This window comes from Olleya sp. YS, assembly GCF_029760915.1.
In the GTDB taxonomy this organism is placed as follows: domain Bacteria; phylum Bacteroidota; class Bacteroidia; order Flavobacteriales; family Flavobacteriaceae; genus Olleya.
In genome coordinates, this window is sequence record NZ_CP121685.1 from 2,159,711 (window position 1) to 2,175,139 (window position 15,429).

The following is a 15,429-nucleotide window of genomic DNA, read 5'->3' on the forward strand; positions in this document are numbered from 1 at the left end:
ATAAAAACAAATAAACAACCCTTTTAAATATAGACTATATGGCATTTGATATTGACATGATAAAAAAGGTATATAACCAAATGACAGAGCGCGTTGATGCAGCACGTAAAGTTGTTGGAAAACCTTTAACGCTTTCTGAAAAGATTTTATACTCACATCTTTGGGACGGAACACCTACTAAAGCCTTTACAAGAGGTAAAGACTATGTAGATTTTGCACCAGATAGAATTGCATGTCAAGATGCGACTGCACAAATGGCTTTATTACAATTTATGCAAGCTGGAAAAGATAAGGTAGCAGTGCCTACTACAGTACATTGTGATCACTTAATCCAAGCTAAAGAAGGAGCAGCAACAGACTTAAAACATGCCAATAGTGTTAGTAGTGAGGTGTTTGATTTTTTAGAATCAGTATCTAACAAATATGGGATTGGTTTCTGGAAACCTGGAGCTGGTATTATTCACCAAGTTGTTTTAGAAAATTATGCGTTTCCTGGAGGTATGATGATTGGTACAGATTCACACACAGTAAATGCTGGTGGTTTAGGTATGGTAGCTATTGGTGTTGGAGGTGCAGATGCTGTAGATGTTATGGCTGGTATGGCTTGGGAATTAAAATTTCCAAAACTAATAGGTGTTAGATTAACAGGTAAATTATCTGGATGGACTGCTCCAAAAGATGTTATTTTAAAAGTAGCAGAAATCCTTACTGTAAAAGGTGGTACTGGAGCTATTGTAGAATATTTTGGTCCAGGTGCAACAGCAATGTCTTGTACAGGAAAAGGAACTATTTGTAATATGGGTGCAGAGATTGGTGCAACTACGTCTACCTTTGGATATGATGAATCTATGGAACGTTACTTACGTGCTACAGACAGAGCAGATGTTGCTGATGCTGCTAATCAAGTTAAAGATTATTTAACAGCAGATGATGAAGTGTATGCAAATCCAGAACAATATTTTGACCAAGTTATAGATATTAATTTATCAGAATTAGGACCATTATTAAACGGACCTTTTACACCAGATTTATCTACGACAGTGGGTAAAGAAATGACTGAAAAAGCGACCTCTAACGAATGGCCATTACAAGTAGAATGGGGACTTATTGGGTCATGTACTAACTCGTCTTACGAAGATTTATCACGTGCATCGTCAATTGCACAACAGGCTTTGGATAAAGGACTAAAAATGAAATCAGAATTGGGAATTAATCCTGGTTCTGAGCAAGTACGCTTCACTGCAGAAAGAGACGGTATTCTTGGAATATTTGAAAAACTGGATGCTAAAATATTTACAAACGCATGTGGACCATGTATTGGTCAGTGGGCACGTTATAGTGATCCTAAAAATGCACCTAAAAACAGTATTGTACACTCGTTTAACCGAAACTTTGCTAAACGTGCAGATGGTAACCCAAATACGCACGCATTTGTTGCTTCACCAGAAATAACTGCAGCAATAGCAGTTGCTGGTCGATTAGATTTTAATCCATTAACAGATACGCTAATTAACGAAGATGGACAAGAAGTAAAGTTTGACGAGCCAACAGGTTGGGAATTACCACCTAAAGGGTTTGCAGTAGAAGATGCTGGTTATTTAGCGCCAGATGAAGATGGAAGTGGAGTGGAAGTTAAAGTAGCCTCAGATTCTGAAAGATTACAACTACTAACACCATTTACACCAATAGGAAACGATATTACAGGTGCTAAGTTATTAATCAAAGCATTTGGTAAGTGTACGACAGACCATATTAGTATGGCTGGTCCTTGGTTACGTTTTAGAGGACATTTAGATAATATTGCTAACAATACACTAATTGGAGCTGTAAATGCCTTCAACAAAAAAACAAATTTTGTTAAAAATCAATTAACTGGTGAGTATGGTGGTGTACCAGACGTACAACGCGAATATAAAAAAGCAGGAATTAAAACAGTTGTAGTTGGAGATCATAACTATGGTGAAGGATCATCTAGAGAACATGCTGCAATGCAACCACGTCATTTAGGTGTTGCTGCTGTAATTGTAAAATCTTTTGCACGTATCCACGAAACAAACCTTAAAAAGCAAGGTATGTTAGGATTGACTTTTGCTAACGAAGCTGATTACGATTTAATCCAAGAAGACGATACCTTTAACTTTTTAGATTTAAACGAATTTGCACCAGGTAAGCCATTAACAATCGAGTTAGTTCACGCTGACGGAAGTAAGGATGTCATTAAAGTAAATCATACCTATAACGAAGCTCAAATTGCTTGGTATAATGAAGGAAGTGCGTTGAATTTAATTAAGAAAGAAAATAACGCATAATGCTTTAATATTGTTAAAAAAATAAAAACTTCCGAAAACTTCGGAAGTTTTTTTGTTTATAATGTAAGGAAATAACGAGAATTGCGACAGTTGATTTATCTAATAAATCACAACTATGAATTCACTTTGGTTTTTCGAAGACGTAAACCTATTTAAAAAGTTATGTCCTCATTTGTTCGAAGCATACAAAAGCGACCACCATTTTGATGCTTATAAAAAGAAAGATTACATTTATTTTACAGAAGATTCTGCTAACAAAGTCTTTTTAATTGAAAGTGGAAAAGTAAAAATTGGCTATTATAACGACGACGGACAGGAAGTTGTCAAAGCTATTTTGTCTAAAGGACAATTATTTGGCGAAAAAGCTATTTTAGGTGAGTCTAAACGAGACGAATTTGCTCAATCTATTGACAATAATACCTCCATTTGCCCTATAGGAGTAAATACAATGCACAATTTAATGCGCCAAAACGAAACGTTTAGCTTTAAAATATACAAGTTTATAGGTTTCAAACTTCAGAAGTTAGAAAGACGCCTTCAATTATTACTCTTCAAAGATACAAGAACAAGATTATTAGAATTTATACATGAGTTATGCAACGATTATGGTTACGACTGTGAAAAAACAGGAGACCATATAATTAAACATCCTTATACTCAAAAAGACATTGCGTCTTTAATAGGTGCATCACGACCTACGTTAAACATTATTTTAAACGAATTAAAAGAAGAAAAAATAATTGATTTCAATAGAAAAGAAATCAGAATCTACAATAAAACAGCGTAATGTTAGATAGCTAACATTTTATTAATCATAAGATTAATAGCTTTGATTTGAACAAACTTAATATTAACAAAAAAAGCAATTATTATGATTAGAAAAATGTATGTAGCCATTTTGGCTTTAGGACTAATTAGTGTATCGTGTAATAATGACGATGACGCTGTAACACCAACTCCAATCGTTCCAGATGCTAAAGCGATAACAGGAGGACCTTTTAACTTTGTAGCTGGCGATGGAATAGTCGATAATGTATCAGGTATAGCAACAGATCCAACTGCTGTTGGATCAAACTTTACTTTTGTTATTACAGATGATGCTGGTAATATTTTAGGTTTACCACCAACAATATCTGCATTGGAAGGTGTTGATTTTGATGGAGCAGGAACAGGTACTTGTTTAATTTGGTATTTACGTTATGAAGATGGATTACAAGGTGCAAGTGTAGGTGCAAATGCCAGCGGATTACAAGGTAGTTTTAGTTTATCAAATTCAATTTCAGTATTTAGAAGCCCTCAACCAGATGGAGGTATGTTAGCAGGTGGTGATTTTACGTTTTGTGTAGACGGAACAGCAGATATGGTTTCTGGTATTTCGCTATCAGGTAATGTAGGTGCAAATAGTACATATGTTATTACAGATGATGCTGGCAATATTTTAGGGTTACCACCAACAATAGCAGATGTTGAAGGCGTCGATTTTGATGGAGCTGGAGCAGGAACTTGTTTAATTTGGCACTTATCGTATGAAGATGGATTACAAGGTGCTATGATGGGAGCTAATGCAAACGATTTACAAGGATTTTTTGACTTATCAAACCCAATTACTGTAGTTAGAAACCAGCCTAATGCTGGAATGATTTCTGGAGGACCATTTAATTTTACTGTAGACGGGACACCAGATATGGTTAGTGGTATTACGCTTGATGGTACTGCTACAGGTACTAATGCCACATGGGTTATTACAGATGACGCAGGAAATATTCTAGGGTTACCACCAACATTAGCGGATGTTGAAGGTGTTAATTTTGATGGTGCAGGAGCTGGAACTTGTTTAATTTGGTATTTACGCTACGAAGATGGATTACAAGGTGCTATGATGGGTGCAAATGCTAATAACCTATCAGGTTGTTTTTCATTATCAAATTCAATAACAGTGGTTAGAAATTAATAGTATTAAAAAGAAAAAGCAATTTATTTAAGTTTGTTTTTTATTAGATTTGAAGCGTCTTTTGTGTCATGCAAAAGGCGCTTCATTAATTATAATAGTTATGAAAAAACCTAAGCTGACCTTTAAATATATATTGTTTGCTGTGATGTTATTATTACTAATAATACCACAAACTAGGCAAATCATACAAATACAGTTGCACAAAGGGTTAGCACTGTTTTCACCAAGTGTAGAAAGTGAATCTAATAGAAAGATTATTACTAACTATAATTGGAATTTAATAGATATTAACGGAAATAAATATAATTTCCGTCAAGCGGAAAATAAAGTCGTGTTAGTTAGTTTTTGGGCAACCTGGTGTCCACCTTGTATAGCAGAACTGCCAAGTCTTCAAAAGTTATATGAAGACTACAAAGATAAAATTGAATTTGTATTTATTTCTAACGAAAAACCAGAAAAACTTTACCAATTTTCGGTACATAATGGCTATACTTTTACAATTTATAACCCATCTGAAGCCTCACCAAATAAGCTTTTCGATGTTAATAGTATTCCTAGAAATTTTTTAATTGATAAAACAGGTCAGGTAGTAATTGATAAATCTGGTGCAGCCAATTGGAATAGTGAAACGGTTAGAAATACTATAGATAAACTGTTATTATAGTGTTTTAAAAAAGGCTTTAATGAAGCTCCAAGAAAATAAAGACCACATTATGTTTAGTTCCTCTTTAAACGTCGATTCTTCATCTAAAAACCGAAACATAGTTTGTATAGAGTTCTTACTATAAAATTGTTTGAAAATCCATTCCCCTTTATGGTTTTCATCTTTTAAAACTTTTAAAAATATTTTGTCGTAAAATGCATATTTACTTTTGAATAAGTCTTTTGAAGGAACCTGATTTGATTTAAGATTACTTATTATTTGGTTGACTTTTTTTTCTGTATGCTTAAAACTGTATCCAGTACTCCCTTTAACCCAACCACCAGCTGTACCAATTTTAGTGATTTTATTTGTGTTATGTTTTTCAAAAGGATAGTTAGTCATGGGTATTTGACCCATTTCGGTTTCAATAATTTTATAGTTTTCAATCTTTAAATACTCTTGTATGTATTGTTTTAAAAAACTATCATAAACATGCTCATCAACAAGTTGTTTTGTAAAATAAGTAAACTCTACTAAAGCTTCACGCTTAGAAAACGGTAATACATAATTAAATGTTGTTTGATTACCATCCCTTAGTCGGTAATCCATCATGGTTACCGTGTCCTCTTCAAAACAATCTGTTTCAGTTTCAATAACCCAACCTTTAAAGTGTTGCGTTATAGTAATGTAATTTGGTAATTTTGATTTTGTTTCTTCAGTAATCCGACTGTCAAAAACATGATCAGCAGTATAAGTATTACTATCTGTTGTAACTGATACGGTTTTATGTTCTGAAATAGAGGTGACGTTTTCAATAATAAAATGGATGTTACCTTGCTGTTTAATTTGTGTTTTAGCTTCAGTATAAAAATCTATTGCACGTATGGTTTTATAGGTATAAGGTACAAGATTTAGATTGATTTTTTTTGTATTGAAGATAACGTTTGCCTTCTTCCATTTCTGGTAGGTTATCGCATCCCAATTTTTATTTTCGGTTTCCCAAAAACTCCAAGTCTTATCGTTTGCTGTTTTTGTAGAAGGATCAATTAAAGCGATTTGCTTATCTTTAAAATAAGAATCTTTACTTATGGCTAAAGCCAATTGTAAACCTGCTAATCCATTACCAACAATAATGTAGTCATAATGGGTGTTGGGAATCATGGATTATTTTTTGAAGTATTTGAAGGGTACAAATAACATCCCAAAATTTTCACCTTCACCTTTTCCTAAGTGTTTGTGGTGTATTTTGTGTGCACGTCTTACTCCTTTAGCGTACCAATTATTAGCATTCCTAAACATTTTGAAGCGTTGGTGTATGAAGATATCATGTACAATAAAATATGCTAAGCCATAAGCCATAATACCTAATCCTATTGGTAAACAATACCACACGCCTTCGTAGTTCCATAAATAGAAACAACTCATACTGACTACTGCGTAAAAAATAAAAAATGCATCATTACGTTCAAACCAACTATCATGATCTTTATGATGGTGATCTTTATGTAATGACCATAAAAAACCGTGCATAATATATTTATGTGTAAACCAAGCCATAAACTCCATAGCACAAAAAGTGCCCAAAAAAACTAATATCCAATATAATACTTGCATTGTCCTATAATAAATTAAGTTGATACTTAACGTAACTTCGTGTTAAAAGCTCTGCTTTTTTGTAATTAGGGACTCTGATACGAGTGTTTTTAATGTCTAAAGCAGGTGTTTTTTTAAGTTTTTTTAGTAGTTGGTTGTAATATCGATAGGCCATAAACACTCCAAATTTTGCTTCAATGGGTAGTTTTTTTATACCAATAAGACCATTATTAAAATCATTTTCAATGTCTTTAATAATGAATAATTTATCTTCCTCAGTTAAATTACAAAGATCTGTGTTAGGAAAATATGTTCTATCTAATAAATCGTGATCAGCTTTCAAATCCCTTAAAAAATTAACTTTTTGAAAAGCAGAACCTAAAGACATGGCTGTGCCTTTTAAGTCTTCGTACATAGCTTGATCACCTTTAACAAAAACTTTTAGACACATAAGGCCTACTACATCTGCAGAGCCATATATATAGTCCTTGTATTCTTGTTCGGTTTCATATTTAGATTTTGATAAATCTAGACGCATACTTTTCATAAATGCATCAACCATATGCTTATCAATATTACATTTATGATATGTGTGTTGAAAAGCATTAAGTATAGGGTTTAAGCTTATTTTATCTCTTAAAGCAAATTCTAAATCGTCTTCAAAACGTTTAAATAATTCTTTTTTATTGTAATCATGGAAGGTATCAACAATCTCATCAGCAAATCTTACAAAACCATATATGTTATAAATATCTTGTCTAATGCTGTTTGCTAGCATTTTAGTTGCTAACGAAAAAGACGTACTGTAGGACTTTGTCACCACTTTACTACAATTGTAGGATACAGAATCAAATAGTGCTTTCATTTTAATTTTGGTGGTGTTTAGTGATTAAATCTGCTACTAGTTTTCCAGAAATCAATGCTGGAGGTACACCTGGACCTGGTACTGTTAGTTGTCCTGTAAAGTAGAGATTTTTTACTTTTTTACTTTTTAGTTTTGGTCTTAAAAAAGCAGTTTGCATGAGTGTGTTGGCCATTCCGTATGCATTGCCTTTATAAGAATTATACTCCTTAATGAAGTCTTTTACACAAAAAGACTCTTTAAAGATAATATTATTTGTAACATTCTGTCCTGTTAATAGTTCAAAACGTTTAATTATTTTATCAAAATATAGTGATCTAATTTCTGGTGTGTCTTCAATTCCAGGTGCAATTGGAATTAAAAAGAAACCTGTTTCACAACCATCAGGTGCCATGCTTGAATCTGTTTCTGAAGGGAAATTCGCATAAAATAAAGGGTCATCAGGCCATTTTGGGTTGTCATAAATATCTTCTGCGTGAGTTTCAAAATTAGTATCAAAGAATAAATTATGATGCTGAATATTATCTAACTTTTTATTAAAACCAACATAAAATAGAAGGGATGACGGAGCAAAAGTCTTTTTACTCCAATATGTTTCAGAATATTGACGATATTTTTCATCTAACAACGTTTCTGAATGATGGTAATCTGCACCACTTAAAACGATATCAAATTCTAACGCTTTATTGTTAACAATAATTGATGAAGCAGACTTACCTTCAACATTAATTTTAGAAACTGAACTATTAGTTTGTATTATAACACCTAAGCTCTCTGCTAAATCTTTCATCGCTTTAATAATTTCATACATGCCACCTTTAGGGTGCCAAGTACCTAAACCAAAATCTGCGTAATTCATAAAACTGTAAAATGAAGGTGTATTACTTGGTTTAGCACCTAAAAACAAAACTGGAAACTCTAATGTAGAAATAAGTTTAGGGTTTTTAAAATGCTTTCTCACATCTCCACTTATAGTTTTAAAAAATTGGTCTACTCTAGTAATAGTGTCTTTGGTTACAAGTTCAAAAGGTGAAATGCCAGGTTTTAGAACTACTTTATTAATGGCTATATCGTAATGATCTTGAGCTTTTTTAATAAATTTTTTTAATGGTTTCGAACTACCAGACTCGATGCGTTCAAATTCAGTACAAATTTTATCTAGTGTGTCATCAATAGTTATTACATCATCTTTAAAAAAGATTTTGTAAGCTGGGGATAATTTATCTAACTGGTAATAATCTGAAGTTTTTTTACCAAAGTCAGCAAAAAATTTATCAAATATATCTGGCATCCAATACCAACTTGGTCCAATATCAAATGTAAACCCTTCTTTTTTAAATTGTCTGCATCGACCGCCTACTGTATCATTTTTTTCAAAAATCGTCACCTTATTACCTTGCTTTGCTAAATAGCAAGATGCAGAAAGTGCCGAAAAACCAGAACCAATAATAGCAATGTTTTTGCTCATACTAATTAAACGTATTGTATATTTTCAAGGACTTCTTTGGTTGATTTATAAGTCGTAATATTTGGATTGGATAAGTCTTGAATCAAAGATGTCATCCTACCAGAAATAATTAATTTATTTTTTGTGTTTTTTAGCAGCTTAGAATCAAATTCTTTCAAATAATTTACAAGGTCATCTTTTTCGGGTTTTACTGTAAAACAAGACACAAATGTTATCTCATCATATTGAGATAATAAGAATTGAAGACTATCTAAAGGAACACTTTGACCAAGGTAGATTGAGTGAGACCCTTTGTTAATTATTTCGTAGTTAGTAAATAATAGTCCAAGCTCGTGCACCTCATTATCTGGCAAATACAAAACATAAGCATTAGTGTCTTTTGTAGGTTTAGAATTATTTAATGCTTTTTCTGTATTTAATATAATCTTTTGCTTGATTAGTTCAACAATAAAATGCTCATGAGCAGGCGTAATAGTATCTGTTTGCCAAAGTAAGCCTATCTCATCAAGCAACGGAACAAACACATCATAGAAGATGTCCTTAAAAGAAAACTCGTTAATTAAATCATTGTAAGTCTTGTAAAATAAACCTTGATCAAAATTAATCATTGCTAACTTCAATAGATTAATTGTATGGTTGTTTTTGTCGTTTTCTTCGGCAATTTGCTTTACCAAAGCTGGTATCTCATCAGCATTTAAGCTTGCAATTTTAGAGATTTTATAACCATTTTTATTTAAGTAACTAATATTTAATATTTTTTGTAAGCTGGCTAAGCTGTAATATCTAATATTAGTTTCAGTTCTATTGGGTTGAAACAAATTGTAGCGCTTTTCCCAAATTCTTATGGTGTGCGCTTTGATACCTGATAAATTTTCAAGGTCTTTTATGCTAAACTTATTCTTTATATTGTTCATTGTTTAGCTAAAATAATTAAACAGAACGAATATTTACATAAAATGAAGAAACATTTTGAAATAATTAACAATTAACTTTGATTTCAAGAGAAAAATTATGAATCTCAAAACTTTGAGAAAATTTACAAGTCCAACTTTTAAATCATAATTTATAGTGCGCACGAGAAGACTCGAACTTCCACGACCAATAGTGGTCACTAGCCCCTCAAGCTAGCGCGTCTACCAATTCCGCCACGTGCGCTTTTGAAAAATAAAGATAAAAAAAAAGTTAAGCAGAAGCTTAACTTTTTGTGACCGGGCTGGGGCTCGAACCCAGGACCCTCTCCTTAAAAGGGAGATGCTCTACCAACTGAGCTACCCGGTCTTTTCCTTTTGAGGGTGCAAATATAAAACGTTTTATTAATATTACAACCCTATTTTAAATTATTTTTTTGTTTTTTTGTTTTCATTTTATCTATAATTTTAATAATCAATATTTAAGCTTAAAAATGAATTTAGTTTTAGTTGGATATATGGCGTCTGGAAAATCTACAATTGGCAAAAAATTAGCTAAAATCATGGATTATGAATTTATAGATTTGGATGAGTATATAGAAACCAAAGAAAATTTAAGTGTTTCACAAATTTTTAAAACTAAAGGAGAAATTCATTTTAGAAAATTGGAACAACTATACTTAAAAGAAATAGTATCTACTGTCAATAAATCAGTTATATCTTTGGGAGGTGGAACACCTTGTTTTTATGATACAATGACTTGGTTAAATGCATTAGAAAATATTACAACCATTTATTTGAAAACAAATCTGGATATACTTGTTAACAGGCTTTATAAAGATAATAGTAGGCCTTTAATAAGTCATATTAACTCTAAATTAGAATTAAGAGATTTTGTTGCAAAACATATTTTTGAGCGTTCCTATTTTTACAATCAAGCAAAGATTGTAATAGAATCTACAACTTCTAAGGAAGAGACAATAGACAATATTATTTTTAAGCTAATTTAAGTAAGCCTTCCAATCTTTATTATCTAAATCGACTTGGACATGCTCATTTAAAGAGGTAGACAGAGATATACCTTTATAGTCAGCTTTAACTGGAAATTTTTTATGATTTCTGTTAACTAAAACAGCAGTTTTAAATTGTTTTAATGGAGCTTCTAAAAAGTGTTTTACACAATAGATTAATGTGGTTCCGGAGTTTAAAACATCATCAATTAACACAACGGATTTGTTCTGGTAATCTTCCATTTTAATAGAAGTTTTAATAGCTAATCTAGGATTTTTTTTATCAATTGAAACTTTACAAAGTACCGGAGATATTGGAGAGATTTTAGAAAGAATAACTTTTAGTTTTTTTGCAAGAATATAGCCATTAACATCAATACCTGCTAAAATCACTTCTTTTTCATTGGTATTAGCTTCATAAATTTGATAAGCTATTCGTCTTAACTTATTATTTATGGCACTTTTATCTAAAATAATATCTTTGATTACACTCATAAATTATTGTTCATTTTCAAAGGTTAAATTATCTAAATCTCTTCTATCTTTTTTAGTTGGTCGTCCAACTCCTTTTTTTCTATAGTAATCTTTAGCTAATTTAAGTAATTCTTGAGCTTCAAAAGCAGATTTTGGTGTTTTATCAACTCTGTAAATATCAACCAATTTAGCTCCAACTCTGTTTGGAGGTATGTCTAAAACGGTTAGTTTGTAATTTACTTGATTTTTTCTAACCTCTATAGTATCTGTTGGATAAACCTCTCTACTAGGTTTGACTACAGCTTCATTTACCTTCACGTGCCCTTTTTTGCATGCAATTGTAGCAATGTTTCTGGTTTTAAAATATCTAACACACCATAAAAATTTATCTATTCGCATACAAATTATCTAAAATTAGCGTTAACGTTATTGTACAAAATTATATTAAAATGTATCTTGCCGACTCAAAAATAGCAATAATGAAATTAAGAAAAATTACTTTAATACTTTTAACAGTTTTTGTTACTATATTATCTTGTAAAGATGAAGAAGATGATACACCAGTATTTGTTGAAAGAGATAGAGCAGAAGTATATGCTGAAGATTTAGCAGAAATTGAAGCGTACTTACAAACTCATTTTTATAACTATGAAGAGTTTGAGTCAAATCCTGTCTATAGTGATTTGTCATCTTCACCTGCTAACATAACACCAAATGATTCTTTCGAAATAGTTTTCGATACCATTGAAGGTGCTAATAGTGATAAAATTCCACTAATAGACCAAGTTGAAGAGAAAATAGTGACTCAAGATGGTATAGATTATAAACTGTATATTTTAAGAGTAAGACAAGGTTTGGGGCATTCCATTCACCCTCTAGATGCTGTAGGTGTTTTATATGAAGGAAATTTATTAGATGGAGAAGTGTTTGATAGTGCAGATGTTGTAAATACTCCTTTAAACCTTTCTAACGTAGGATTTTCATTAGGCGTTATTACTGGTTTTAGAGAAGCTTTAATAGAGTTTCAAGCTAGAGAAAGTTATAGCGAAAACGGAGATGGTACCACAACTAACCATAATTATGGTATTGGTGCAGTATTTATTCCTTCAGGATTAGGATATTTTTCTGCTGCAACAAGTAATATACCTAGTTATACTCCAATAATATTTAAATTAGGACTTCTAACAAGAATAAATACAGATTATGATGGTGATTCAATTTTTTCACGTTTGGAAGACTTAGATGGTGATGGTGATGGCTCTAATGAAGATACAGATGGTGATGGCTTCCCCAACTTTTTTGATAATGATGATGATAACGATGGTGTTTTAACTGCTAACGAAGATTTAGACCAAGACGGAGATCCAACTAATGATGATAGCGATGGTGATGGTATACCCAATTACTTAGATGCAGATTCTAACGAGTCTAATCAATAACAAAAAAAAGCCACTTTTAAAGTGGCTTTTTTAGTTTACAACATAATGGACAAACTTAGTATAAGCTGTTCAGGTCGTGTGTCTAATCTGTTAGGATTATTGATTGTTATATTATTATTTATAATAGTAGCTTCATTATCGTTAAAACCTCTTTCATAACGTAAGTCTAATCCAATTTTGTTAATACTAAACCCAATTCCAAAGTTTAATCCTACCGAAAAATCATTCTCTATAGTGTTAATAGTAGCATTTTCAAAACCACTATCTAGTACATACTGTACAGAAGGGCCTCCAAAAACACTAATAGGTCCCAACACTTTTATACCAACCAATAATGGTGCATCTAATTTTTTAAAATCAAAAGTACCTGCATCATAATCACTTGACGTAGCTGTATACACTAGCTCTGGTCTAAAATAAAGTTTGTTACCTAGTTTACCAAAAATTCCAACGTGGTACCCAATATTTTGATCTGGATTTTGATAATTGTTAGAAATAGATTCAAAGTAGTCACCATTTCCATTGTAGTTTAATCCACCTTTAATACCAAAACCACTTTTAGTTTGAGCAAAAATTAAAGTTGTAAATAATAACGAACCAATTGATGTTAAAATTAATTTTTTACTTACACCTGTTTCAGGACTTAAGTTTTTGTAAAATCTTTTTAAAATTTTCATAATTGTTGTTTTTTGATGAACATTTATTATAACGAAAATTATGCCAAAATATTTTTAATGCTGTTTATCAGTTACTTAAATGTATAAAAAAAAGAGGGGTTAATCTAATTGATTAACCCCTCTTTTAAATATTAATTTTAATAATCTACTTACGATTTATAACTTTTTCGGATGCTTTTACAATAGCATCTGCGTTTAAACCATATTTTTCCATGAGTTGCTCTGGTGTTCCAGATTCACCAAAGGTATCGTTGGTTGCAACAAATTCTTGAGGTGTTGGCTGATGTTGTGATAAAACACGTGCTATACTTTCTCCTAAACCACCTAAATGGTTATGCTCTTCGGCTGTTACAATGCATTTAGTTTTCTTTACAGATTCTATAATAGCATTAGCGTCTAAAGGTTTAATGGTGTGTATATTGATGACTTCAGCAGAGATACCCTTATCATGTAAAGCTTTTGCAGCTTCTAAAGCTTCCCATACTAAATGTCCAGTAGCAACAATAGTTACATCACTTCCAGATTGTAATTGTAAGGCTTTTCCAATTTCAAATTTTTGATTTTCAGGTGTAAAATTGGCAACTTTTGGACGTCCAAAACGTAAATATACTGGACCATGGTGATCTGCAATTGCAATTGTTGCAGCTTTAGTTTGATTATAATCACAAGGATTAATCACTACCATACCTGGTAACATCTTCATTAAGCCAATATCCTCAAGAATTTGGTGTGTAGCACCATCTTCACCTAAAGTTAAACCTGCGTGCGAAGCACAGATTTTTACATTTTTATCAGAGTAAGCAACACTTTGTCTTATTTGATCGTACACACGACCTGTAGAAAAGTTTGCAAAAGTACCTGTAAATGGTATTTTGCCACCAATGGTTAATCCTGCTGCCATACCTATCATATTAGCTTCTGCGATTCCAACCTGAAAAAAACGCTCTGGATGATTTTTTTTAAAGTCATCCATTTTTAGAGAGCCAATTAAATCGGCACACAGCGCAACAACGTTATTATTAGTTTGTCCTAATTCTGTTAGTCCAGCTCCAAAACCTGAACGCGTATCTTTACTTCCTGTATTTGTATATGTTTTCATTTTGTCTAAGTTTTGGTTAGTTAGTAATCACCTAAAGTTTCAGGATTTTGCTCTAATCCAATAGCAAGCTGCTCGTCGTTTGGTGCTTTACCATGCCAAGCATGCGTATGCATCATAAAATCTACACCATGACCCATAACTGTTTTTAGTAGCACACAAACAGGTTTACCTTGTCCTGTAAGGCTTTTAGCTTTTTCCATACCTTTTAAGATGTCTTCTATAGAATTACCGTTTTCTATATCTACAACTGTCCAACCAAAAGCTTCAAATTTTGCTCTAAAACTACCCATTGGTAATACTTTGTCAGTTGGTCCATCAATCTGTTGACCATTTAAATCTATTGTAGCAATAATATTATCTACTTTATTACCAGCTGCATACATAATAGCTTCCCAATTTTGACCTTCTTGCATTTCTCCATCACCATGTAAACTGTAAATTAAATGTTGACAACCGTTTAATTTTTTAGCTTGTGCTGCACCTAACGCTACACTTAATCCTTGTCCTAACGATCCGGAAGCAATTCTAACTCCTGGTAAATTTTCGTGAGTGGTTGGATGACCTTGTAGTCTAGAATTTATTAATCTAAAGGTGTTTAATTCTTCTACAGGAAAATAACCTGATCGTGCTAAAACACTATAATAAACAGGAGAAATATGTCCATTGGATAAGAAGAAAATATCTTCTCCAATACCATCCATATCAAATCCTTCTTTTCTGTCCATGATTTTTTTATAAAGTGCTACAAAAAACTCTGCGCAACCTAAAGAACCACCTGGATGACCAGAATTTACTTTGTGGACCATACGTAAAATATCTCTGCGTACTTGTGTTGTTAAATCTTCTAATTGTTGTATGCTTGCCATGTTTTATGGGTTAATTATTTTGTTCCAAAATTAGTTTTTTAAAAGGCGGTCACAAAAATTGAATCGTTACACTTATTAACGATTTGCCTCGATTTCTTAACAATTACAATTATTTTTTACTGTGTGGTAC

At 32.1% G+C, this 15,429-nt stretch carries 16 protein-coding genes and 2 tRNA genes; 6 read left to right on the plus strand and 12 right to left on the minus strand.

The window, feature by feature from the left end; genetic code table 11:
• The first annotated feature begins 38 nt into the window (after window positions 1-38).
• The 4 genes from Ollyesu_RS09900 (at window position 39) to Ollyesu_RS09915 (ending at window position 4,924) form a co-directional block, all read left to right on the plus strand.
• On the plus strand, window positions 39-2,309 hold the full coding sequence (locus tag Ollyesu_RS09900; RefSeq protein ID WP_279301065.1) for an aconitate hydratase: 2,271 nt from the start codon (window positions 39-41) through the stop codon (window positions 2,307-2,309).
• Window positions 2,310-2,424: 115 nt separating this feature from the next.
• A complete protein-coding gene (locus Ollyesu_RS09905; protein ID WP_279301066.1) occupies window positions 2,425-3,096 on the plus strand; it encodes a Crp/Fnr family transcriptional regulator in 672 nt (223 codons plus the stop codon).
• Window positions 3,097-3,180: 84 nt separating this feature from the next.
• The gene (locus Ollyesu_RS09910; RefSeq protein WP_279301067.1) at window positions 3,181-4,260 is read left to right on the plus strand and encodes a hypothetical protein; all 1,080 of its coding nucleotides are present in this window, start codon (window positions 3,181-3,183) and stop codon (window positions 4,258-4,260) included.
• A gap of 100 nt (window positions 4,261-4,360) precedes the next feature.
• Entirely contained in the window at window positions 4,361-4,924 is a 564-nt protein-coding gene (locus tag Ollyesu_RS09915) for a TlpA disulfide reductase family protein (protein ID WP_279301068.1), read from the plus strand.
• On the opposite strand, the gene Ollyesu_RS09920 is transcribed toward Ollyesu_RS09915, so the two are convergent.
• The 7 genes from Ollyesu_RS09920 to Ollyesu_RS09950 form a co-directional block, all read right to left on the minus strand.
• Window positions 4,919-6,064 (minus strand): lycopene cyclase family protein, encoded by a 1,146-nt coding sequence (locus Ollyesu_RS09920; RefSeq protein WP_279301069.1) that lies wholly within the window; start codon window positions 6,062-6,064, stop codon window positions 4,919-4,921. The two genes, Ollyesu_RS09915 and Ollyesu_RS09920, sit on opposite strands and share 6 nt — an antisense overlap.
• A gap of 3 nt (window positions 6,065-6,067) precedes the next feature.
• Window positions 6,068-6,517 (minus strand): sterol desaturase family protein, encoded by a 450-nt coding sequence (locus tag Ollyesu_RS09925; RefSeq protein WP_279301070.1) that lies wholly within the window; start codon window positions 6,515-6,517, stop codon window positions 6,068-6,070.
• A 4-nt stretch (window positions 6,518-6,521) separates the two neighbouring features.
• Complete coding sequence (locus Ollyesu_RS09930; RefSeq protein WP_279301071.1) at window positions 6,522-7,361, minus strand: phytoene/squalene synthase family protein; 840 nt, start codon at window positions 7,359-7,361, stop codon at window positions 6,522-6,524.
• Window position 7,362: 1 nt separating this feature from the next.
• Window positions 7,363-8,826 carry a phytoene desaturase family protein gene (crtI, locus tag Ollyesu_RS09935; RefSeq protein WP_279301072.1) on the minus strand — a complete coding sequence of 488 codons (1,464 nt, stop codon included), beginning with the start codon at window positions 8,824-8,826 and terminating at the stop codon, window positions 7,363-7,365.
• Window positions 8,827-8,831: 5 nt separating this feature from the next.
• Complete coding sequence (locus tag Ollyesu_RS09940; protein ID WP_279301073.1) at window positions 8,832-9,740, minus strand: MerR family transcriptional regulator; 909 nt, start codon at window positions 9,738-9,740, stop codon at window positions 8,832-8,834.
• A gap of 155 nt (window positions 9,741-9,895) precedes the next feature.
• Window positions 9,896-9,981 (minus strand) — tRNA-Leu (locus Ollyesu_RS09945).
• A 50-nt stretch (window positions 9,982-10,031) separates the two neighbouring features.
• Window positions 10,032-10,104 (minus strand) — tRNA-Lys (locus Ollyesu_RS09950).
• A 124-nt stretch (window positions 10,105-10,228) separates the two neighbouring features.
• On the opposite strand from Ollyesu_RS09950, the gene Ollyesu_RS09955 reads away from it, so the two are divergent.
• The gene (locus Ollyesu_RS09955) at window positions 10,229-10,744 is read left to right on the plus strand and encodes a shikimate kinase (RefSeq protein ID WP_279301074.1); all 516 of its coding nucleotides are present in this window, start codon (window positions 10,229-10,231) and stop codon (window positions 10,742-10,744) included.
• On the opposite strand, the gene Ollyesu_RS09960 is transcribed toward Ollyesu_RS09955, so the two are convergent.
• Together Ollyesu_RS09960 and Ollyesu_RS09965 are read right to left on the minus strand one after the other, a co-directional pair.
• Window positions 10,736-11,239: a phosphoribosyltransferase family protein gene (locus Ollyesu_RS09960; RefSeq protein ID WP_279301075.1), complete on the minus strand. Its 504-nt coding sequence runs from the start codon at window positions 11,237-11,239 to the stop codon at window positions 10,736-10,738. The two genes, Ollyesu_RS09955 and Ollyesu_RS09960, sit on opposite strands and share 9 nt — an antisense overlap.
• Window positions 11,240-11,242: 3 nt before the next feature.
• Window positions 11,243-11,617 (minus strand): RNA-binding S4 domain-containing protein, encoded by a 375-nt coding sequence (locus Ollyesu_RS09965; RefSeq protein WP_279301076.1) that lies wholly within the window; start codon window positions 11,615-11,617, stop codon window positions 11,243-11,245.
• Window positions 11,618-11,697: 80 nt separating this feature from the next.
• On the opposite strand from Ollyesu_RS09965, the gene Ollyesu_RS09970 reads away from it, so the two are divergent.
• A complete protein-coding gene (locus Ollyesu_RS09970) occupies window positions 11,698-12,657 on the plus strand; it encodes a hypothetical protein (protein WP_279301077.1) in 960 nt (319 codons plus the stop codon).
• A gap of 35 nt (window positions 12,658-12,692) precedes the next feature.
• Here Ollyesu_RS09970 and Ollyesu_RS09975 read toward each other — a convergent pair whose 3' ends face one another.
• The 3 genes from Ollyesu_RS09975 to Ollyesu_RS09985 all read right to left on the minus strand — a co-directional run bounded on the left by Ollyesu_RS09975 (window position 12,693) and on the right by Ollyesu_RS09985 (window position 15,299).
• Window positions 12,693-13,334 carry an outer membrane beta-barrel protein gene (locus Ollyesu_RS09975; RefSeq protein ID WP_279301078.1) on the minus strand — a complete coding sequence of 214 codons (642 nt, stop codon included), beginning with the start codon at window positions 13,332-13,334 and terminating at the stop codon, window positions 12,693-12,695.
• Between the two features lie 145 nt (window positions 13,335-13,479).
• Window positions 13,480-14,433: a transketolase family protein gene (locus Ollyesu_RS09980; protein ID WP_279301079.1), complete on the minus strand. Its 954-nt coding sequence runs from the start codon at window positions 14,431-14,433 to the stop codon at window positions 13,480-13,482.
• Window positions 14,434-14,453: 20 nt separating this feature from the next.
• Window positions 14,454-15,299: a transketolase gene (locus tag Ollyesu_RS09985; RefSeq protein WP_279301080.1), complete on the minus strand. Its 846-nt coding sequence runs from the start codon at window positions 15,297-15,299 to the stop codon at window positions 14,454-14,456.
• Between the last annotated feature and the right edge of the window lie 130 nt (window positions 15,300-15,429).